Genomic DNA, 20,715 nt, shown 5'->3' on the forward strand with positions numbered 1-20,715 from the left:
TTGCACATGAACGTCACCATCAAGTACTTTGCCTCGATCCGCGAGGCCATCGGGCACAGCAGCGAGTCGCGCGAGACGTCCGCCTTGAACCTGGCGGACCTGCGTGACGAACTGCTGGCCGCCAGCCCGGCGCATGCCGCCAGCCTGGCGCGCGGCCGGGCGGTTCGCATGGCCGTGAACCAGGTCATGACCGGCGAAGCGGCGCTGCTGACCGATGGTTGCGAAATCGCGTTTTTCCCCCCGGTGACCGGAGGCTGAGCAGCATGGCGGCGCGTGTCACAGTCCAGACCGGCGACTTTAATTTGTCCGACGAGGTTGAAGCGCTGCGCAGCGGCGACCAGCGCGTCGGCGCCGTGTGCACCTTCACCGGCACGGTGCGCGACCGCAATGACGGCTTGAGCGTCAGCAGCATGGAACTGGAGCACTACCCCGGCATGACCGAAAAAGCCATCGAGGCGATGATCGACGAGGCGATGGCGCGCTTTGACATCTTTGCCGCGCGGGTGGTCCACCGGGTCGGACTGCTCCAGCCGCTTGACCAGGTGGTGATGGTGGCCGTCACCTCGGCGCACCGGGGCGAAAGTTTCAAGGCGTGCGAATTCCTGATGGACTACCTCAAGACCCAGGCGCCGTTCTGGAAAAAGGAAGAAACGCCAGAGGGCGCGCGCTGGGTCGATGCGCGGGTGAGCGACGATGCCGCGCTGGCCAAATGGGGCATCAGCGCGTCGAACGCCTGAACTGCGTGATCCGGGCTTGACCTTCATCAAGCAAAAGCCAGCCGGAGCGACTTGCGGCATTCCTGCTGCTTGTAAAGCGCCACAAAAGCCCCAAGATTCGCAGGGTCTGAATTGATTCAAGTTCCACCGGAGACCTCATGCGACAAGACAAACTCACCACCAAGTTCCAGGAAGCCCTGAGCGAAGCCCAGACCCTGGCCTTGACCAACGACAACAACTACATCGAGCCGGCGCATCTGCTGGCCGCCATGCTGCGCCAGGACGACGGTCCGCGCGCGTTGCTTGAGCGCGCCGGCGTCAACCTCAAGGGCTTGATGCAGGCCGCCGACGCCGCCGTCAAGAAGCTGCCCCAGGTGCAGGGCCAGGAGCAGGTCCAGGTCGGCCAGGAACTCGCCCGGCTGCTGCAGGCCACCGAGAAGGAAGCCATCAAGCGCAGCGACCAGTTCATTGCCGGCGAACTCTTTTTGCTGGCGCTGACCGACAGCAAGGCCGACGTGGGCAAGATCGCCCGCGAGAACGGCCTGACCCGCAAGGCGCTCGAAGCGGCCATTGACGCAGTGCGCGGCGGCCAGAATGTCAACAGCGCGGACGCCGAAGGCCAGCGCGAAGCCCTGACCAAGTACACCATCGACCTGACCGAGCGCGCTCGCTTGGGCAAGCTCGACCCGGTGATCGGCCGCGACGACGAGATTCGCCGCGCCATCCAGGTGCTGCAGCGCCGCACCAAGAACAACCCGGTGCTGATCGGCGAGCCCGGCGTCGGCAAGACCGCCATTGTCGAAGGCCTGGCCCAGCGCATCGTCGCCGGCGAGGTACCTGATTCGCTCAAGGGCAAGCGCGTGTTGAGCCTGGACATGGCGGCCTTGCTGGCCGGCGCCAAGTTTCGCGGCGAGTTCGAGGAACGCCTGAAAAACGTGCTCAAGGAACTGGCCAAGGACGAGGGTCAGACGATTGTGTTCATTGACGAGCTGCACACGATGGTCGGCGCTGGCAAGGCCGAAGGCGCGATGGACGCCGGCAACATGCTCAAACCCGCGCTGGCGCGTGGCGAACTGCACTGTGTCGGCGCCACCACGCTGGACGAATACCGCAAGTACATCGAAAAAGATGCCGCGCTGGAGCGCCGCTTCCAGAAGATCCTGGTCGGCGAGCCGACCGTGGAAGCCACTATTGCCATCCTGCGCGGCTTGCAAGAAAAATACGAGGCGCACCACGGCGTGCAAATCACCGACCCGGCCATCGTCGCCGCTGCCGAACTGAGTCACCGCTACATCACCGACCGGTTTTTGCCCGACAAGGCGATTGATTTGATCGACGAAGCGGCTGCCAAGGTCCGGATCGAGATTGATTCCAAACCGGAAATTCTGGACAAGCTGGACCGCCGCCTGATTCAATTGCAGATTGAACGCGAGGCCGTGCGCCGTGAAAAAGATGAATCCTCGCTCAAGCGCTTTGGCCTGATTGAAGAGGAAATCGGGAAGCTGCAAAAGGAAATTGCCGACCTCGATGAAATCTGGCAGGCCGAAAAGGCGGAAGACCAAGGCTCCAAAGGTCTGCTGGAAGAGCGTGACAGCATTCGCTTCCAGATTGAAGAGTTCACCCGCAAGGGCGACTTCAACAAGGTGGCCGAACTGCAGTACGGCAAGCTGCCCGACCTGGAAAAACGCCTGAAGGCGGCGCAGGACAGCGAAGCGAAAAAGGACGCCAGCCATGCGCCCAAGCTGCTGCGCACGCAGGTCGGCGCCGAGGAAATCGCCGAAGTGGTCAGCCGCGCCACCGGTATTCCGGTGGCCAAGATGATGCAGGGCGAGCGCGAAAAGCTGCTGCAAATGGAAGTCAAGCTGCACGATCGCGTGGTCGGCCAGGACGAGGCAATTGCTGCCGTGGCCAACGCCATTCGCCGCTCGCGCTCGGGCCTTTCGGACCCGAACCGCCCCACGGGATCCTTTCTGTTTCTCGGCCCCACCGGCGTTGGCAAGACTGAGCTGTGCAAGGCACTGGCCGGTTTCCTGTTCGACAGCGAAGACCACCTGATCCGCGTCGACATGAGCGAGTTCATGGAAAAGCATTCAGTCGCCCGCCTGATTGGCGCGCCGCCAGGCTATGTGGGCTACGAGGAGGGCGGCCACCTGACCGAGGCCGTGCGCCGCAAGCCCTACAGCGTGCTGCTGCTCGACGAGATTGAAAAAGCCCATCCGGACGTGTTCAACGTGCTGCTGCAGGTGCTTGACGATGGCCGGCTGACCGACGGGCAGGGCCGCACGGTCGATTTCAAGAACACCGTGATCGTCATGACCAGCAACATCGGCTCGCCGATCATCCAGTCGATGGTCGGCAAGCCTTACGAGGAGGTCAAGGATGCAGTGACCGACGAGCTGAAAAACTATTTCCGGCCGGAGTTCCTGAACCGGATCGACGAAACGGTGGTATTCCATTCTCTGGACGCGAAAAACATTGAATCAATTGCACGTATTCAGCTCAAGGTGTTGCTCGAACGCCTGGCCAAGATGGAGCTGACGCTGGAGGTATCGGAAGCGGCCATTGCCGAACTGGCCAAGGTGGGCTTTGACCCGGTGTTTGGCGCGCGGCCGCTCAAGCGCGCCATTCAGCAGCGGATTGAAAACCCGCTGTCCAAATTGCTGCTCGAAGGCCGCTTTCCGCCAAAAAGCACGATTCCCGTCGATGTGGACCCGATCCGCGAACCCGGCGTGTTCAAGTTCACGGTGGCGGAGCAAGCGTGAAAAAAGGGCGCAAGCTGCTATTTTTTAAATAGCGTCTTGCGCCCGCCACGCATGCGGCAAAGGCAATTTTTGCCTTTAATTGAAGGTCACCGCTTCACTTTGCGCCTTGTCAGTCCTGCGAAGGCAGGAATCTCGTGAGGTAACGCGAAAAAAGTTGGAGGCCGTTTTTCTGGCGACCCGGCTTGGCGGGCATGAGGGAGCCTTTCAAAGTCCTGATTGCAGACCTGCCCTTGAGGTCGCAATTGCCCCCGCCTGATGACGCGGGTGGGACGATTCAATCTCGGGCAGCTTGAACAGCGACGCGCCTACCGCCGCCACGCGGACAAACGCCAACATATCGACGCCAAAGCGCACCGCGCCAATCAGGTGGCTGGCCAGCGCCAGGTCGGCCAAACTCAGCGTTTCGTTGTGGCAGCGCGTGGCGCCTTCGGGCAGCAGTGCTTCGTAAGCAGTCAAGCCTTCACGATACCAGTGCGCCGCCCATTCCCGGCCTGCTGTCGCGTCAGCGCCAAACTGTACGGCCAGACGCTTCTGTACGCGCGGCACGGCCAGCGGATGGGTGTCGGCCGCAGCCAATAAAAACATCGCCCGCACACGTGCCCGACCGGCGGCATCCGGCGGCAGCAGCGGCGTGTTTGGGTAGCTTTCTTCCAGCCACTCCAGGATGGCCAGGCTTTGTGTCAACGGTTCGGGCGTGCCGCCTTCGAGCGCGGGCACGGCGCCGGCCGGGTTCAGGGCCCGAAACGCTGGAAGATTTTGATGGCCGTTGGCCAGGTCGTGCATGCGTTCCTCAAAGGCTACGCCTTTGAGCTTGAGGGCAGCGCGCACTCGGTAGGCTGCCAGCGAGAGCCAATAACCATGAAGAACGAGCATGAAGGTTCCTGTGAAACAACGGTGTGGTTTGTGGCGAAAGCGCCCGCCAGACGCGGCGCTGGCCGGATTATGTCGCAGCCTTCGCTTTGCTGCAGCCTGGCTCCGGCACACAAATGCGGCGTTCGTTCTGCAGCGTAGGCGTGGCGCGCGGCCTGCGGTTTGGACTGGAACGAGGTCACGAACACTGCCAAATGGCTTGGAAAAAATGCGTGAGCAAGAATTTGAAAAAACGTTTGCCGGTGGTTGAAAGCGCGCTTCGAACCAAAGCACCGCACCCCACCGAACCGGTACCAACACTTTTGCCCGTCTGCGCGCCGCATTGACTGCACAGGAGTTGGCCTTCCTTGGCCATGCAAACTGCTGCGCAGTCAATCCGCTTGTCCAACGCGCGCCATGCAATTCAGCAGCCTGCACCCGGCGCGAGCGCCTGGCTGTTCACGAACCCTTCCCGTTGCGCAACCGAGCGCGGATCGGGCGACCATACTTCCAGCAAAAAGTCCGCTTCCTCGTGTCGCGCCAGCCGGGGCCAGCCCAGCTGCACTGCCAGTGCGCGGTGCACATCGTCACCGTTCAACGTGTAGCCTTCAACCGGGTGGCGCCAATGGCAGGCCAGCAAAGTTCCATCGGCCTCAAGCGCAAGCTTTATCTGACCAATCAGTTTGGCCAGTTGCGGGTGATCCAGGTAAAAGCCGATCTCGCTGAACACGATCAGATCAAAACTACCCGGCGGCCAGCTGTCAGGCACCCAGCCCTGCAAAAAGCGGACTTGCGCCAAGCCATGTAGTCGCTGGCGCGCCCGGTCGAGCGCTGCCGGTACGCCATCAGACACCAGCAACTGATCGCAGCGCGGCGCCAGCGCGGCGGCCAGTTCACCATTGGCGCAGCCAGGCTCGTAACCGCGCCGATAGTGCTGACGCGGCAGGGCCGCCAACGTCAGGTCGCGCTTGCGCGCTTCGTACCAGCGGGTTTTGAAGCCCCACGGATCATCCGCCTGCTGAAACAGCCTGGTGAATTCTTCTCTGTCCGGGTTCATGCTGTAGCCCCGACGGGCATGAAATATTCAAAGCCGCGCAGCATCCGCGCCAGGGCAAAGCCAGGCAGCACGGCAGGCGCGCCGGTGTCTTGCGGCGTCAGTTGCGTGTGGTGGGCGGCCAAAGCTGCGATTTTTTGGCGCAGCGTGTTTTCGGGTAGCGCCAACCGTCGCATCAGCGACCATGGCACACGCGCGTCGCCGGGTCGGGACCAATGCCACATCCATACCGGCGCCTGCCAGTGACGGCAGCCCAGCTGGCTGCAAACACGGCTGGTGGCCTGGCCTGCGGCTTCATGGTCAGGATGGCCGTCCAGCTGCCAGGTTGAAAAAACCACGTCCCCCGGCAACAGCAACCCGGCCAGTCGCTGCGCCAGCATTTCGCTGCAGTCGCTCAGTGCGCCGTCGGGCAGCGACAAGCGGCTGTGGCAGTGCGGTGGCAAGCCCAGTTGGCCCAGGCCGGCCAGGCTTTCGCAGATACGGGCTTGAGCCAGCTGGCGTGGCGGCCATTGCTGCGAGCCTGAATGGCTGGCTTCGCCGTCAGTCAAGGCGATCACGAGGATGGGGCTGCCGCGCGCGGCCAGCAATTCCAGCAAACCGCCAAAACCAATCACTTCATCGTCCGGATGCGGTGCAACCACCACGGCGCGGCAGGGCGGCGGCACCAGTTCGTCCAGCGAAACCACAGGCAGCTGGCACAGGCCGGGCCACGCCTGCCACTGGGTCTCCAGCGTGCCTTGACCGGTGATCTGCCGGTCGAACACTACAGCGCCCATGACTGGGGACCTTGCGCGGCAATACGTTTGCCCAAGGCCGCAAAATCGCGTTCGGCATGGCTTTGGCGCAGAAAGACCGGCAGGTCGCATGCCATGCGCGCAAAGCTGGCGTCCTTGCAAAAAGGGGCGGCACCCAGCGCTCGGCCGGTTTCGGCCAGCACCTGGTCCGCGCTGGCTTCGGCGCTCAGGCGTACCCTCAGGGCCAGAACGCTGGCGTCGGCCGTGGGCTGTGCGTCGATCCAGGCCGCTGTCTCACGCAGCAGCGCCGTGGTGTGCTGCAACGCCAGGTCAACTTTGCCCAAGGCGATCTGGCGCAAAAGAAGGCGCTCGCCTGGGCCGTCCTGGGCCGCGGCCTGCCACAGCGCGTACGCCAGTGCCTGCGCACCGCCCAGCCAGCAGGCTGCAATGCCTGCGCCACCGTGCCAGAAGCCGGGCCGGGCCAGGTAGGCGCCGGCCTGGCCGACCAGTTGCGCCCGGGCGGAGGAGAAAACCACATCGATGCTCGCGCTGGCGGCCATGCCGATGGCCGGCCAGGCTTCGTTGAGCAACTGCACGCCGGGCTGGTGCATGGCCACACTGGCCAAAAATGGTCCGGTACCGTCGTTGCGCCAGACCGTGAGCAGCCCGTGCGACACCGATCTGGCCCCCGAGCACCAGGCCTTCCGGCCATCAAGCCACACGCTGTGCCCGCCATCGACGCCTTCATTAGGATGGAAAACCACCTTGGCATCGGGCGCCTCGGCGGCCCACATGCCCCAGCTAGAGCCGGGCGGCGCGGGGGGCGCATTCAACTCGCGCCTGATGGCCAGCGCATCGGTGTGGCCCTCAAACAGCTTGGCCAGCGACAAGTCCTGCGCCGCCACCTGCGCCAGCGCCTGCCAGCGCTCGAGTGTTCGGCCGCTGCCTGGCGCAGGCAGATCGGCCAGGCCGGTATGGATGATTTCGTGCAGCTTGCGGGCAACCTCTTGCTCATGAAACGGTACTGGAACCCCCTCGTTGAGGGCAGGCGCGCAGTCGGGGCTGTTGACTAGGCGCATGCAGCCGCCTCGCCGGCCAGGCCGGCTTCGGGAAACCCCTGGAGCAAGGTAGCGCCAAAGCCGCCAGCGGCGCGGAAATTCTTGCGGGCGCTGGTCACCACGCGCGGCGCGGCCGACCAGGCGATTGAAGCGCCGCGCGCCTGCAGCGCCTGCACCAGCGCCACGTCTTCGCTGCAGGCCAGCGGCGGGAATCCGCCAGCGTCGCGGTAAGCCTGGGCGCTGACGCCCAGGTTGGCACCGTGAATATGCCGGTGACCATGCGCGTCGTTGTAGCTGGCCTTGAAACGCAGCGCCAGATGTGGCGCATGACCGCTCCAGTCGTTGACGGCCACCGTACCGCAAACCGCGTCGCTGCGCTGGTCGAGCTGCTCGGCCAGCCAGTCGGGCGAAACCAGCGTGTCAGCATCGGTAAAGGCCAGCCAGCGCACGCCCATCTCAAGGCAGCGTTGGGCACCGGTCGCACGGGCAATGCCGACATTGCGCGCCTGCACCTGGAGGGTTGGAATGCCAAAACTGGCTGCGATGCACGCGCTGCCATCGGTGCAACTGTCCAGTACGACCAAGGTATGCACTGTCTCACGGTGCAGTTTGGGCGAAGCCGCAGCCTTGACAACAGCCTGCAAGCAGCTGGCAAGCCAGGCCTCTTCGTTGTGCACCGGTATGACTATGCCCAGCATGGCGGGCATGCACGATCAGGCGTGGCGCTGCGGGAAAACAGTGAAAAGTCATGAAACGGATGCATCCGTTTTGCCGGATGCGGCAGCTTTGCGGCGGAGCCCGAGGCGGGCGATTGAAGATAGGTCATCGAAGTATCAAGGTAAAAAATTCAGCTGAACCAATTCAAGAAAACGCAAGAAGATGCCCCTAAAGCTAATGCATCGGTTTGGGTCTGCAAGTAAGAGTCCGCCGTATCAGTTGGTCAGCGCCAATAACCCAGGAGCTGCAGGTTTTGGGTAACCGGAGTAGTCCATGCCGCTGAGGTCAGGGCGGTTGTGCCGGCAGCTTGCCAAGGGCCTGATGACAGTTCCGCCTGCCTGTATGCCCATGTTTGGTTTTGCAAATTCGCAGTTTTTGCATCGGGTTGGTCGGTGCCAAGCCCGCCGAGCGCCATGAGAGGAGCGGCCTGGTGCATGAAGATTGATATTCAGGCGCGTTCGCGGCGCATGGGCAGCACGACAAACAGGGGTGCGCCCTATAGCGGGGTAACGATGCCAGGGGGGAGTTCAGAAGTGGCAACAGTCCGCGCCAGCACGTAGGCCAGTAGCGGATTGAAAATCCTTGCTGTCCAAACTGGTGTTCGAAGGACAATTTTTACCCGAGCGCGTCCTCAGTGCGGATGTGGACCAGTTCCTGGAGTCCGGCGTCTTTCGTTTGGGCAAGACTCAACGGGCTTGAAAGCGGGGCATGCCAGGGGCTGGTTATTTTGTTTTGATAGCGTCTGGCGCCCGCCAGTCGTGCCGAAGCGGCATTTTTTATTGGTAAAACTGTCCTGGCAATGTCTGCCAGGTGCTTGAGCCGCCCAGTTCAGCCGCCGCTGCCAGTCGAGAAGGTGAAACTGCGGCTGAAGGCCGTGCCGTTGTTGGTACCGCCGAGCATCACGGTATAGGCGGTGTCGGGCAGCAAGGGCGCGTCCGGCACAACATAGGCCTGGTGCGGCCCGAAGCAGCCAGTCAGGCACGGCCCGTGGGGGTCGTTGGCCGAGGTGACCGGCGTGCGCAGTGCCACGGACTCGCCGGTGGCGGCCCGGGTCATGGCCGCGCGCGTGATGGCCAGCCGGTTGCCTTCGCGCACCGCAATGTAGACAGTCGAGCCCAGCGGCGCCGTTCGCAGGTCGCGGCCCGGCACCGGATTGGGCGTTTCGTTGCTCAGCTGCGGGTTGACGTTGGCCGTGCCTTCGCAGGGATAGGTCAGCGCGTCGCTGCTGCCCAGTCGTTGCGGGCCGGCGCTGGCGGTGTAGGCCGCATTAACCTGTACAAAAACGCCGGGTTGGCCCTTGCCTGTGTCTTCACGGGAGCGCACCGCCACGCCGACATCGCGGTAGCCGCTCATCAGCCCGTTCAGGTGGTAGGGCGCATTCAGAAGCCCGCGAATGCCAAGCACACCGATGCCGGTTTTGGGCAGCGCTGCGTTGCTTGAAGTGAAAAAAGCAAATTCGTCGGTCACGCCGCCCAGGTCTGCATAGCCCTGCGCCCGTACGCGCGCGGCCGGGTCGGTGCCGGTAAAGCCTTCCGGAAATAGGGTGGCGTCTTCCAGGTGCGAATTCAGGCTGTTGACAATCAGGTAGTCGGCATGCGCCCGGGCCGCTGCATCCAGGGGTGCATTGGCCGCCAGCAGCCCGAAACCGCAGCGCCCGCGTTCGGCATTGAGGAACTGGTAAGCCGCCAACTCCTCGCTGATCGTCGAATTGGTGGGCGGCGTGGACGCCGTGGTCATGATGGATGGATTGGGTGACGGAGCTTGCGCGCCGGCTGGCTGCAAGCCCCCAACGCCCTCGCTTCCGCCGCCGCAAGCTGACAGCAGCGCCGCCAGCGCAAGCATCGGCGCGAGCCGGGCAGGTGTAGCTATGCGTGGCAGTCCGGGATTAAAAAAATGAAGGGTCATAAAATCCGGATATGTGAAAAACGGCCAACAGCAGGCATTAGCGCCAGCAATCCGCCACGATAAACGTGAACCAGTCCCCGCACTGTAAGCGTTTGTCGCCTGCCGCTACGGATTCAATAGCGGCAACTGGACACCAGGCAGGCAGCAGCGTACTTCTTGATATGAAAAGCGTAATGCCACATCGCGCTGGGCCCATTGATTTCAGGGTGTCCACGATGTACGACAGGTGTTTCCCCCGTGAAGGGAAGGCAGCCGATCAGCGGCCGCTGGCTTCGAGCCGTAACACCCGGGCGCGCAGCACCTCCAGCTCATCCAGCAGTTCCAGCGCCAGCGCGGCGCCGGCCAGGTTCACACCCAGGTCTCTTTCAAGCCGCAGCGCCACGCGGGCGCGGTGCAGATGCACGCCGGTAAAGCGCCATTCCCCGGGCGCAGTGCCGGCGGGCGTCAGCAGGCCCTCGTCCACGAGTTCGACAATGCGCTCGGCCTGCGCGGTGCAGGCGCGGCACAAATCGTCCAGGCGCAGTTCGCTCTGGTCTTCGAGGATCAGTCCGGTGAGGTGTACAAGTTGGAAGTGGGGGGTCATGGCTGGCCTTCCAGTTTGGCTCTGGGTTTGAAGGAAGCGAACTGTGTGGCCATGCCTTCGTAGAACGTTTTGCCAGTGTCGCTGTCTGCGGCCGGCATGGAAATTTGCAGCACGAAGTAAAAGTCGCCCGGCGTGCTGCCAGGCAGGCCGCGTCCCTTGAGGCGCAGCTTGCGCCCGGCCGCAGAGCCGGGCGGCACCGTGACCTCGACACGTCCGGTGGGCGTGGGTGCCTCAACTTCAGCGCCCAGCGCGGCTTCCCAGGGGGCCACGGGCAGGTCCAGGTAAACATCGCGCTGCTCTACCCGGTAGAGCGGGTGCGGGTTGAATTCCACGTCAAGGTACAGGTCGCCCGCACTGCCGCCACCCACGCCGGACGCGCCCTGGCCGGCCAGGCGGATGTGCTGTCCGGCACGGATCCCCTTGGGAACGCTGAAGCTGATCTGGTGCTCACGCGGGACGACATGGCCCTGGTCGTCCATTTCAGGCACGCGCAGGTTGATGGTGCGGGTGACGCCGCTGTAGGCGTCTTCCAGGTCGATGAGGATCTTGGCATGACGGTCTTCGCCGGCGGCGCTGAAGCGGGTCCCTTGGCCGCTGGCGCCCGCGCGGGTACTTCCGCCGGTGGAAAACCCCTGGCGGAACAGTGACTCGAAAAAGTCGCTGTAGTCGCCGCCGCCTTCGCCCGGGACATCGCGTGGTGCGCTGCGGCCGGCATGTTCGGCGCCGGCGTTCCAGCCAGGCGGCGGACGGAAGTCCTGGCCTTCCTTCCAGTGCTGGCCCAGCTGGTCGTAGGCGGTGCGCTTTTCCGGGTCTTTCAGCACTTCATAGGCCTCGCCGAGCTGCTTGAAGCGCGCCTCTGCGTCTTTTTCCTTGCTGACATCGGGATGGTATTGGCGCGACAGCTTGCGGTAGGCGCGCTTGATATCGTCCGGCGTGGCATCGCGGGCCAGGCCCATGACGGTGTAGTAATCCTTGAATTCCATGAAAGCCTTCCCCGTGCAGAAGCGACCCATGTCGGGCCAGCCAGCACCTTAGCGCAAAATCGCGCCGGTTTCGCTGTCCTGCTTCGTGCCGCTGTGTAGGTCATCGGCTTGTTCGGCTATTTCACCGGAATCGGCGTTGCAGCCGGCACCGGAACGGCGGTCACGCTGTTTTGAGGCGAGCCCTCGATCAGCCGGTCCGAGTAGGTCAGGTAGACCAGCGTGTTGCGCTTGGCATCGACCATGCGCACCACGCGCAGCCGCTTGAAGACCAGCGAAATGCGCTCGCTGAACATTTCTTCTTTCTTGTCGAGCGGCTTGCCATCGGCAAAGCTGATGACACCGGTCTGGCGGCAGGCAATCGACGCATCGGACTTGTCCTCGGCCAGGCCGAATGCGCCCTTGATGCCGCCGGTCTTGGCGCGCGACACGTAGCAGGTCACGCCGCTGACCTTGGGGTCATCGTAGGCATCGACGACGATCTTGTGGTCGGGGCCGATGAACTTGAAGACGGTATCGACTGCGCCGATTTCCTCGGCGCTGGACAGGCCGCAGCCGCTCAGGACCAGGGCGGCGGCCAGGGCGGCGCGGCGCCAGTGGCGGGGAACGGGGGGCAATGGGGAAGTGATGGAAATGTGCATTGAGGAAAGTCCTTGAAAAAGCGCCGAACATGTTTTGGCGCCGAAGCCAGACCTCTAATGTACAAAGAGGGCCGCCCCTATCATGGGCGGATGATTTCCAGCTCGCCACCGTCAAGTCTTCATTCCCTGTTCGAAGCCCAGCACCGCGCCAGCCGTTTACAGGCCGAAGTGCCACTGGCGCTGCGTCGCGAGCGGCTGCTGAAAATCCGCGCGCTGCTGGAGCAGAATGGCGCGGCGCTGGCCCTTGCGGTGCAGGCCGACTTTGGCGTTCGCTCACCGCAGCTGACCGAGATTGCCGACCTGCTCGTGCTGCGCACGCTGCTGGCCGGTGCGTTAAAAAACCTCGCCCGCTGGATGAAGCCGGTCAGGGTGCGCACGCCGCTGTACCTCCAGCCTGCCCGGGCTTTCCTGCAGCGCCAGCCACTGGGCGTGGTCGGCGTGATTTCGCCGTGGAACTATCCCGTGCAACTGGCGCTTGGCCCGGTCATCACCGCGCTGGCGGCGGGCAACCGGGTGATGCTCAAGCCCAGCGAGCTGACGCCCCAGACCTCTGCGCTGCTGGCCGAACTGATTGCCCGGCGCTTTGCGCCCGACGAGCTGTGCGTGGTGCAGGGCAACGGCGACGTGGCGGCCGCCTTCGCCGGCCTGCCGTTCGACCACCTGTTTTTCACCGGTTCGACCGCAGTGGGCCGCAAGGTGGCTGCGGCGGCGGCCGCCAATTTGACGCCGACCACGCTGGAACTGGGCGGCAAGTCGCCGTGCATCATTGACGCGTCGTGTGACCTGGACCAGGCGGCGTTGAAGATCGCCCACGGCAAGCTGCTCAATGCCGGCCAGACCTGCATCGCGCCCGACTATGTGCTGCTGCCCAAGGGACAGGAGACGGATTTTGCGCGGTCCTTCGAGCGGGCCGTGGCCACGCTGTTCCCGCGCATCGAAGGCAACCCCGATTACGCCGCCGTTATCAATCCGCGCCAGCATGAACGCCTGCAGGCGCTGCTCGACGAGGCTCGCAATGACAGCGCGCGGGTGCAGGTGGTCAACCCTGGCCCTGGCAATGCCGCCGCCAGCGAGTCACGCCAGATGCCGCCGGCGCTGGTGTTTCACCCGGCGCCCGACTCGCGGCTGCTGAACGAGGAAATCTTCGGCCCGATCCTGCCAGTGCTGGCCTACGAATCGCTGGACGAGGCGATTGCCCATGTCAATGCCCGGCCCCGGCCGCTGGCGCTGTACTGGTTCGGCACCGACGCCGCGGCGCGCCACAAGGTGCTGGCACGCACGGTGAGCGGCGGCGTCACGGTCAACGACACGCTGATGCACATTGCCCACCCCCACCTGCCTTTCGGCGGCGTGGGCGAAAGCGGCTGGGGCGCGTACCACGGGGAAGCCGGCTTCCTGCGGCTGACACACCAAAAGCCGGTGCTGGTGCAGTCGAAATGGGCGCGCAGCGACCTGTTTTATCCGCCGTATGGCCGGCGCTTCGACCAGGTCATGGGGCTGCTCAAGCGGATCATTTGACGGTCTGGCTTAAAAAATTCAATTAAATCAGACTTTTGCGCACTACCCGCTTGGGTGAACAGCTATCAATTAAAGAGCATTTCAGCACAACAACGATCAGCTTTTTTCGTGGAACTGGCTGGGCGTCTGGCCCATGGCGGCCTTGAACATCGCCGAAAAAGCACTTTCGCTGGCGTAGCCGCTGGCGGCGGCGACATTGCCCACCGGCTCGCCGCGAGCCAGCATCGGCAGCGCATGCGCCAAGATGGCCTGCTGGCGCCACTGCTGGTAGCCCAGCCCGAGCTGCTCGCGAAACAGCCGTGCTACCGTGCGTTCGCTGGCGCCCACGTCGGCTGCCCAGCCGGCCAGCGTGGCGCGCTTGGACGGCGCACGCAGCACGGCCTGGCACAGCGCGCGCAGCCGCTTGTCGCCGGTGTCGGGGTGCGGCATGGGAACGCCCAGCGCCTGGGTGTCGGCCTGGGCAATTTCATCGAGTACCAGCGCACTCAGCCATTGCGCCCGCGCCCCCAGCGGGGGCTGCCTGGCGCCGCCGTCGAGCGCATGCACCAGCTCGCGCAGCAACGGCGACACCACCAGCACGCGGCAACCCTGCCAGCCCGCCGGCGTGACGCTGGCGTCGAGGTAGAGCGTGCGCAGCTCGGCCGCTTCAAGCACCGTGACGTGGTGGTGGGCACCCGGCGCGATCCAGACCGCCCGCGAGGGCGGGACGATGTAGGTGATTTCCTCTGCCCGGTCGTGCTCGGGCCGGTTCTGCGCGGCCGTGACCTGCATCACGCCGCTGGCGCAATAGGCCAGCTGCGCCCATGGATGGGCATGGGGCTCGAAATGCGCGTCGGCCGGCATGGAACGCGAGCGGACCCGCACCGGCAGCCCGGGGCTGGGCGTGAACAGGCCGGTGTCGCCGACGGGAACGGGCAGGAGTCGGCTGTTGCGGTGCATGGGAATGAAGCTGGGGGTGGGGCACGGTTGTCCGGTATTCGATGAAACATGACGATTTGTCGCATTTCAGATTTCCAGGGCCAATATTACGATAAGGCCATGCGCACTTCAAGCACCCTTCATCCGCCCGCTGGCGCTTCTTCCTTGCGCAGCGACGCCGGCGTGATCGGCCTGGTCGGGCTGGGCCATATGACCAGCCACTTCAGCCAGTTGCTGCTGGCGCCGCTGTTTCCCTGGCTCAAGGAGGCGTTCGACGTCAGTTATGCGCAGCTCGGTTTCCTGATGACGATTTTCTTCGTCGTGTCGTGTGCGGTGCAGGCGCTGTCGGGCTTCGTCGTGGACCGCTTCGGTCCGCGTCCGATCCTGTTTGGCGGTCTGGCGCTGCTGGGTTTTGCGGCACTGGGCTATTCCATCAGCACCAGCTACGCGATGCTGGCCGGTTTTGCGGTGGTCGGCGGCATCGGGAACGGCGTGTTTCATCCGGCAGACTACACGTTGCTGAACCGCAAGGTCAGCGCCGCGCGCCTGGGCCATGCCTACAGCGTGCACGGCATCACCGGCAGCCTGGGCTGGGCGCTGGCGCCGGCGCTGGTGGTGTCCCTGACGTTTGCCTTTTCCTGGCGCATTGCACTGGCTGCGGCCGGGGTGCTCGTGTTGGCCGTGCTGATGCTGTTGCTGCTCCAGCGCGACAAACTGGCGCTCCAGCCGGCTGTGCCGGCCGCCGGTCCCAGAGCGACGGGCGGCAACCTGGACTTCCTGAAGATTCCTGCCGTCTGGATGTGCTTTGCCTTTTTCTTCTGGAATGCGATCGTGCTCAGCGTGGTGCAGGCCTTTGCCCCGGAAGCGGCTCGCCAGCTGCACGGCATGCCGCTGACGCTGGTGGCCGTCTGCCTGACGGTGTACATGGTGTGCGCGGCCGGCGGCATGGTGCTGGGCGGTTTTCTGGCGGCCGATCCAACGCGCTGCGAGCGCATCGTTGGCATTGGCTATGGCCTGGCGGCGGCCGTTGCGCTGGTCCTGGCCCTGGGCAGCCTGTCGCCTGGCGTGGTGCCGGTGCTGTTCGGCGTGATGGGTTTTGCCTCGGGCATGGCCGGGCCGTCGCGCGACCTGCTGGTCAAACGCTCGACGCCTGAAAACGCGACCGGGCGTGTCTACGGCGTGGTCTATGCGGGGCTGGACATCGGTCAGGCGGTGGCGCCGCTGGTCTTTGGCGTGATGATGGACCACGGGCAGTACCGCGGCGTGCTGCTGGGGCTGGCGCTCACGCAGGGTGTGCTGATTGCCAGCGCCTTCAACGTGCGCCGGGTGCGCCGCACCGCGCTGGTCGCCGCCTGAAACAGTGCTGGCTGGGACCGTCGGCATCAGCCATCTATGATGGCGGTCCCCTTGAACTCCCGCCTGCCGCGCGCCAGCGTTGCTGCTTTCTGATGCGCCTTGTCCTGCCACGCCCTTCCGATTTTTTTTCCCGCCGGGCCGGTGCCTTTCGCGGATTGCCCGGCCTTGCCGTCTGGCTTCGCCTGCTGGCCGTCAGCCTGCTGCTGGTGCTGGCCGCGCCAAGTGCCCAGGCGCAGCCGGACAACCTCGATGCATCGCTGGATGCTGCGCGCGCCCAGATCGACAGGGCGCGAAAAATCCTCGACAGCCCGCCGAAAGACGCCGCCGATCTGCTGCCGCTGCGCGCCGGGGTGCTTGCCGCCGGCACCCAGGCCGATGCGGCAGCCGCGCTGCTGGAGCCACAGCTGGCGAGCGTCCAGGCGCGGCTGGCCGAACTCGGGCCGGTCACGCCCGGGCAGGCCGAGGCACCCGATGTGGTGGTCTTGCGCACTCAGCTGAACAAGGTGCGCGCCGAACTCGACGCCCAGTTCAAGCGGGCCAAACTGCTGTCGGTGGAAAGCGAGCAGACGGCCGGTGAAATTTCGGCGCTGCGGCGCTCCGAATTCCAGGCCCGGCTGGGTGAGCGCACCTCGTCGATCCTGAGCAGCCTGTTCTGGGCCGAGTTGCGCATGGACATTCCCGGCGACCTGCTGCGCGCCCGCCGCCAGGCCGACGCGCTGGCGGCCGCCGCGCGGGCCAGCGGCACGGCGGTCTGGGTCAGTGTGGGCCTGGTGCTGCTGGTGCTGCTGGGCCTGCACATCTGGGTCGGCCGGGTACTCTTGCGCCTGACGACCACGCGCGTACCGCCAGGCCGGCTGCGCCGGTCGCTGCACGCCTGGACACGGGTGCTGTTGCCCACCGCCACGGCCGGCCTGATGGCCGAGGCGGTCTACCTGGGGCTGGTCTGGGTCGCTCCGCTGCCCGAGTCGCTGGCGCCCATCATGGGGCGGCTGGCTGGCGTGATCTGCTTTGGCGGTTACGTCGTTGGCATGGGCCATGCGCTGCTGCTGCCTGCCCGGCCTTCATGGCGGCTTCTGCCGCTGCCCGATGTGGTGGCGTTGAAACTTCGCTGGCTGCCGGCGGTGTTGGCGCTGCTGATGGTACTGACCTGGGCACTGATGCAACTGACCGCGCAGATCAATGCCAGCCTGGTGACCACGGTGGCGGCCGACTGCATCGTCGCGCTGGCCATGGGCCTGGCCATGGGCCTGGGCCTGCTGCTCAACGACGTGGCGCGTCGCCGCGCCCTGCACGAGCCCGAGTCGGCCGCGAGCTGGCCGGCAAGTCCGCTGTGGCTGACCACGATGCTCGGCCTGGCCTGGCTGGGCGTGGCTGGCAGCTTGATGGCGCTGCTGCTCGGCTACGTGGCGCTGGGCAGCTTCGTGGTGCACCAGATGGCCTGGATGGCCGCAGTGCTGGGATCGGCCTACCTGCTGGCGGTGCTGATCGACGATGGCTTCATGGCGCTGCTGGGACCGAAAACCAGCCCGGCCAGTGCGGCCAGCGACGCCAGCGCGACGGTGGATGCCGCTGCGGCGTCCGACATGCCGGGGTCCCGATTCCTCAAGGTGCGGGCGCAGGCCGCCGTGCTGCTGTCGGGGATGGGCCGGCTGCTGGTGGTGGCGCTGGCGCTGATGCTGCTGCTGGCGCCGTTCGGCGAGGGGCCGTCTGAACTGTTCGAACGCGCCGACAAGCTGCACCAGGGGATTTCGATTGGCGAATTCCAGATCCTGCCGGTGGCGGTGCTGCAGGCCGCGCTGGTCATCATCATGTGCCTGGTCGTGGTGCGCATCGTCAGGCGCTGGTTGAAGGAGGATTTCCTTCCGACGACGTCGCTCGATGCCGGCATGCAGGTCTGGACGTCCACGCTGTTCGCCTATGCCGGTAACCTGCTGGCGCTGTCGCTGGGCCTGGCGGCCATCGGCATCGGGCTGGAGCGGATTGCGTGGGTGGCCAGCGCCTTGTCGGTGGGCATCGGTTTTGGCCTGCAGGCAGTGGTGCAGAACTTTGTGTCGGGCATCATCATGCTGGCCGAAAAGCCGGTCAAGGTTGGCGACTGGGTGTCGCTGGGCGGCATCGAGGGCGACATCCGGCGCATCAACGTGCGGGCGACGGAAATCCAGATGGGCGACCGTTCGACGGTGATCGTTCCGAATTCGGAGTTCATCACCAAGACGGTGCGCAACGTCACCCACGCCAATCCGCTCGGGCTGGTCAAGATCCTGCTGCCGGTGCCGCTGGATGCCGACGCCGACCAGGTCCGCAGCCTGATCCTGGAACTGTTCGACGCGCATGCCGACGTGCTGAAGACGCCCGAGCCGAGCGTGCAGCTCGACGCCATTGACAGCGCCGGCATGGTGTTCAACGCGACCGCCTTCGTCAACTCCCCGCGCATGGCCTACGGCGTTCGCAGCGCCTTGCTGTTCGACGTGCTCCGGCGGCTGCGCGAGGCTGACATTTCGCTGGTCAAGCCGGCCGGGCTGGTGCTGCGCGAGGCGCAGGAGAGGGCGCTGGAGCCGTTGCTGCCGCCAGCGCTGGCCTAGACTGGTGCGCTTCCTGTTGCGCTGGCCGGAATGCCGGCGTACATTGGCCTGTGGTGGCTATTTGCGAGCGCACGGCTGCTACGATGGCTTAACTTCAGGAGACTTCAATGACCGCATCCCAGACCCCTCCCGCCAACGACTTTGTCCGCTGGGTGGAAGAAAAATCAGACGCTGTCATGGCCGACCTCGGTGACAAATTCCCGCCCGCCACCAGCGGACCCGAGGCGCTTCATGCCGAAACCTACACGCAGCGCATCGAGGAAGTCCTGCTTGGTCACGAGCCGCCCGATGACGCGCTGCTTGAAGAACTCGCCGCGCTGGAAGATGCGCCACCGCTGAGCGACGAGGAACTGGCCCGCCAGGCGCTGGAAAGCGGCGGCGCCGACGCCGACCCGACCACGCCGGAATAAGCCGGGCGCCGCCGCGTTTCGAGACGGCAGCCGCCATTCGGGGCGGCACCGGCCAAGGCACAATAAAGCGCATGACCCAACAACTTGCCGGCCACCTTCTTGTCGACTGCCTTCTGGCCCAGGGCGTCACCCATGCATTCGGCGTTCCGGGTGAAAGCTACCTTGCCGTGCTCGACGGCTTGCATGCGCGCCAGGACCGCATCCGTTTCATCACCTGCCGCCAGGAAGGCGGCGCTGCCTTCATGGCCGAGGCGCACGGCAAGCTGACCGGACGCCCGGGCGTGTGCATGGTCACGCGCGGGCCGGGTGCCACCAACGCGTCGATTGGCGTGCACACGGCGTTCCAGGATTCGACGCCGATGGTGCTGCTGGTCGGTGACGTGGCCAGTGATTGCCGCGACCGCGAAGCTTTTCAGGAAGTGGACTACACCAGCTTTTTCGGCCCGAGCACCAAGGGCTTCGCCAAGCGCGTCGAGCGCATCGACGACGCCGACCGCATTCCCGAATACGTCGCGCGCGCCTTTGCCACTGCGATGAATGGCCGGCCTGGCCCGGTGGTACTGGTGCTGCCCGAGGACATGCTGACGCGCATGACCGATGCCCAGCCGCTGCCGCGGGTTGAAGCGGTGCAGGCTTGGAGCGACCCTGGCGCCTTGCGCACGCTGCGCGAGATGCTGCTGGCGTCGAAGCAGCCACTGATCATTGCTGGCGGCGGCGGCTGGACACCGCAAGCGGCGCAGGCCTTGCAGCGTTTTGCCGAAAACTGGAAGCTGCCCGTGGGCAATGCCTTTCGTTTTCAGGACACGTTTGACAACCACCATCCGCTGTATGCCGGCGATGTCGGCATTGGGCTGAGCCCGAAGCTGGCCGCACGCGTCAAGGCCAGTGACCTGATCATTGCCATCGGCCCGCGCCTGGGCGAAATGACGACCGGCAACTACACGCTGATCGAGGCGCCCCGGCCAAAGCAAAAGCTGGTGCACATCCATGCCAGCGCCGAGGAGCTGAATCGCGTGTTCCAGGCGGATCTGGCGATCAACGCGACCATGAACGCCGCCGCACGTTCGCTCGAAGTCTTGAGCGCGCCGGTGTCGGTGCCGTGGGAAGGGTGGACCGCCTCGGCCAACGCCGATTACCTGGCCAACCTGGTGCCGCAGGCTCTGCCCGGCGACATCGACATGCCGGCCATCGTCGGCCTGCTGCAGCAGCATCTGCCGCCCGACGCGGTGCTGACCAATGGCGCGGGCAATTTCGCCAGCTGGATTCACCGTTTCTACCAGCACCACGGGCTGGTCAAGGGGCACAAGACGCAGCTGGCGCCCACCGTCGGCGCGATGGGCTACGGCGTTCCGGCCGGCATTGCCGCCGCCATCACGACCGGGCGTGTGGCGTTCACGATAGCCGGCGATGGCGACTTTTTGATGAACGGCCAGGAACTGGCAACGGCCGTGCAGCATGGCGCCAAGAGCATCATTTTGCTGCTGAACAACGGCATGTACGGCACCATCCGCATGCACCAGGAAAAGACCTATCCGCAGCATGAAAGCGGCTCGCGTCTGAACAATCCCGACTTTGCGGGTCTGGCCCGCGCCTACGGTTATGCCGGCGTGCGCATCACCCGCACCGGCGAATTCGAGGTCGAACTGCTGGCCGCGCTGGCCCGGCCCGAAGGCACGCTGATCGAGGTCATGCTGGACCCGGAAGTCATCACCACGCGCGCCACGCTGTCATCGATCACGCAGGCCGCACTGGAGCAGAAGCTATAAAAATAATAGCTACTTGCGCCCGTGGTTGTTGCGTAAACGGCTGTTTTTGCTTAAAAAGATGACGTGAAATACGACTTTTTAATTTGCCAGCCAGCGATGACAGTCGCATTACAAAGGCCGCCGGCTGTCATAAGACTGTCATCAAGCCAGATAACACTAGGGGCTA

Annotated in this window: 18 protein-coding genes; 8 read left to right on the forward strand and 10 right to left on the reverse strand. The window is 64.8% G+C overall.

Annotated elements, in window-relative coordinates; all coding sequences use genetic code 11:
• Positions 1-6 precede the first annotated feature (6 nt).
• The 3 genes from IWX85_RS10025 to clpB all read left to right on the forward strand — a co-directional run bounded on the left by IWX85_RS10025 (position 7) and on the right by clpB (position 3,478).
• Positions 7-258, forward strand: coding sequence for a MoaD/ThiS family protein (locus IWX85_RS10025; protein ID WP_036804412.1), 252 nt, complete (start codon positions 7-9; stop codon positions 256-258).
• A gap of 5 nt (positions 259-263) precedes the next feature.
• Entirely contained in the window at positions 264-737 is a 474-nt protein-coding gene (gene moaE / locus IWX85_RS10030) for a molybdopterin synthase catalytic subunit MoaE (RefSeq protein WP_196869633.1), read from the forward strand.
• A gap of 137 nt (positions 738-874) precedes the next feature.
• On the forward strand, positions 875-3,478 hold the full coding sequence (clpB, locus tag IWX85_RS10035) for an ATP-dependent chaperone ClpB (protein WP_196869634.1): 2,604 nt from the start codon (positions 875-877) through the stop codon (positions 3,476-3,478).
• A gap of 204 nt (positions 3,479-3,682) precedes the next feature.
• Here clpB and maiA read toward each other — a convergent pair whose 3' ends face one another.
• The 9 genes from maiA to IWX85_RS10080 form a co-directional block, all read right to left on the reverse strand.
• A complete protein-coding gene (maiA, locus tag IWX85_RS10040; protein ID WP_196869635.1) occupies positions 3,683-4,351 on the reverse strand; it encodes a maleylacetoacetate isomerase in 669 nt (222 codons plus the stop codon).
• A gap of 400 nt (positions 4,352-4,751) precedes the next feature.
• Positions 4,752-5,384, reverse strand: coding sequence for an SAM-dependent methyltransferase (locus tag IWX85_RS10045; protein ID WP_196869636.1), 633 nt, complete (start codon positions 5,382-5,384; stop codon positions 4,752-4,754).
• On the reverse strand, positions 5,381-6,157 hold the full coding sequence (locus IWX85_RS10050; protein ID WP_036804397.1) for a PIG-L deacetylase family protein: 777 nt from the start codon (positions 6,155-6,157) through the stop codon (positions 5,381-5,383). The genes IWX85_RS10045 and IWX85_RS10050 overlap by 4 nt, the downstream gene beginning before the upstream one ends.
• On the reverse strand, positions 6,145-7,194 hold the full coding sequence (locus IWX85_RS10055; protein ID WP_196869637.1) for an acyl-CoA dehydrogenase: 1,050 nt from the start codon (positions 7,192-7,194) through the stop codon (positions 6,145-6,147). Before IWX85_RS10055 ends, IWX85_RS10050 begins: the two co-directional genes overlap by 13 nt.
• Complete coding sequence (locus IWX85_RS10060; protein WP_036812065.1) at positions 7,185-7,871, reverse strand: glycosyltransferase family 2 protein; 687 nt, start codon at positions 7,869-7,871, stop codon at positions 7,185-7,187. Before IWX85_RS10060 ends, IWX85_RS10055 begins: the two co-directional genes overlap by 10 nt.
• Positions 7,872-8,718: 847 nt before the next feature.
• Positions 8,719-9,795 carry a CAP domain-containing protein gene (locus tag IWX85_RS10065; protein ID WP_196869638.1) on the reverse strand — a complete coding sequence of 359 codons (1,077 nt, stop codon included), beginning with the start codon at positions 9,793-9,795 and terminating at the stop codon, positions 8,719-8,721.
• Between the two features lie 256 nt (positions 9,796-10,051).
• Positions 10,052-10,378 (reverse strand): chaperone modulator CbpM, encoded by a 327-nt coding sequence (locus IWX85_RS10070; RefSeq protein WP_196869639.1) that lies wholly within the window; start codon positions 10,376-10,378, stop codon positions 10,052-10,054.
• Positions 10,375-11,361, reverse strand: a complete 987-nt coding sequence (locus IWX85_RS10075; RefSeq protein ID WP_196869640.1) for a DnaJ C-terminal domain-containing protein — start codon at positions 11,359-11,361, stop codon at positions 10,375-10,377. Before IWX85_RS10075 ends, IWX85_RS10070 begins: the two co-directional genes overlap by 4 nt.
• A gap of 116 nt (positions 11,362-11,477) precedes the next feature.
• Entirely contained in the window at positions 11,478-11,999 is a 522-nt protein-coding gene (locus tag IWX85_RS10080; RefSeq protein ID WP_231379672.1) for a CreA family protein, read from the reverse strand.
• Positions 12,000-12,089: 90 nt separating this feature from the next.
• Between IWX85_RS10080 and IWX85_RS10085 the strand changes: the two genes are divergently transcribed.
• Positions 12,090-13,517: a coniferyl aldehyde dehydrogenase gene (locus tag IWX85_RS10085; RefSeq protein ID WP_196869641.1), complete on the forward strand. Its 1,428-nt coding sequence runs from the start codon at positions 12,090-12,092 to the stop codon at positions 13,515-13,517.
• 96 nt (positions 13,518-13,613) lie between these two features.
• Here IWX85_RS10085 and IWX85_RS10090 read toward each other — a convergent pair whose 3' ends face one another.
• Positions 13,614-14,456, reverse strand: a complete 843-nt coding sequence (locus IWX85_RS10090) for a helix-turn-helix domain-containing protein (protein ID WP_036804384.1) — start codon at positions 14,454-14,456, stop codon at positions 13,614-13,616.
• 99 nt (positions 14,457-14,555) lie between these two features.
• On the opposite strand from IWX85_RS10090, the gene IWX85_RS10095 reads away from it, so the two are divergent.
• The 4 genes from IWX85_RS10095 (at position 14,556) to IWX85_RS10110 (ending at position 20,549) form a co-directional block, all read left to right on the forward strand.
• Positions 14,556-15,791 carry an MFS transporter gene (locus IWX85_RS10095; RefSeq protein WP_196869642.1) on the forward strand — a complete coding sequence of 412 codons (1,236 nt, stop codon included), beginning with the start codon at positions 14,556-14,558 and terminating at the stop codon, positions 15,789-15,791.
• A 92-nt stretch (positions 15,792-15,883) separates the two neighbouring features.
• Positions 15,884-18,373, forward strand: coding sequence for a DUF3772 domain-containing protein (locus tag IWX85_RS10100; protein WP_196869643.1), 2,490 nt, complete (start codon positions 15,884-15,886; stop codon positions 18,371-18,373).
• Between the two features lie 107 nt (positions 18,374-18,480).
• A complete protein-coding gene (locus IWX85_RS10105) occupies positions 18,481-18,783 on the forward strand; it encodes a hypothetical protein (RefSeq protein WP_036804377.1) in 303 nt (100 codons plus the stop codon).
• Between the two features lie 71 nt (positions 18,784-18,854).
• Positions 18,855-20,549, forward strand: coding sequence for a thiamine pyrophosphate-binding protein (locus IWX85_RS10110; RefSeq protein ID WP_196869644.1), 1,695 nt, complete (start codon positions 18,855-18,857; stop codon positions 20,547-20,549).
• The last annotated feature ends 166 nt before the right edge of the window (positions 20,550-20,715 follow it).

This window comes from Polaromonas sp. CG_9.11 (genome assembly GCF_015752225.1).
Lineage (GTDB): Bacteria > Pseudomonadota > Gammaproteobacteria > Burkholderiales > Burkholderiaceae_C > Polaromonas.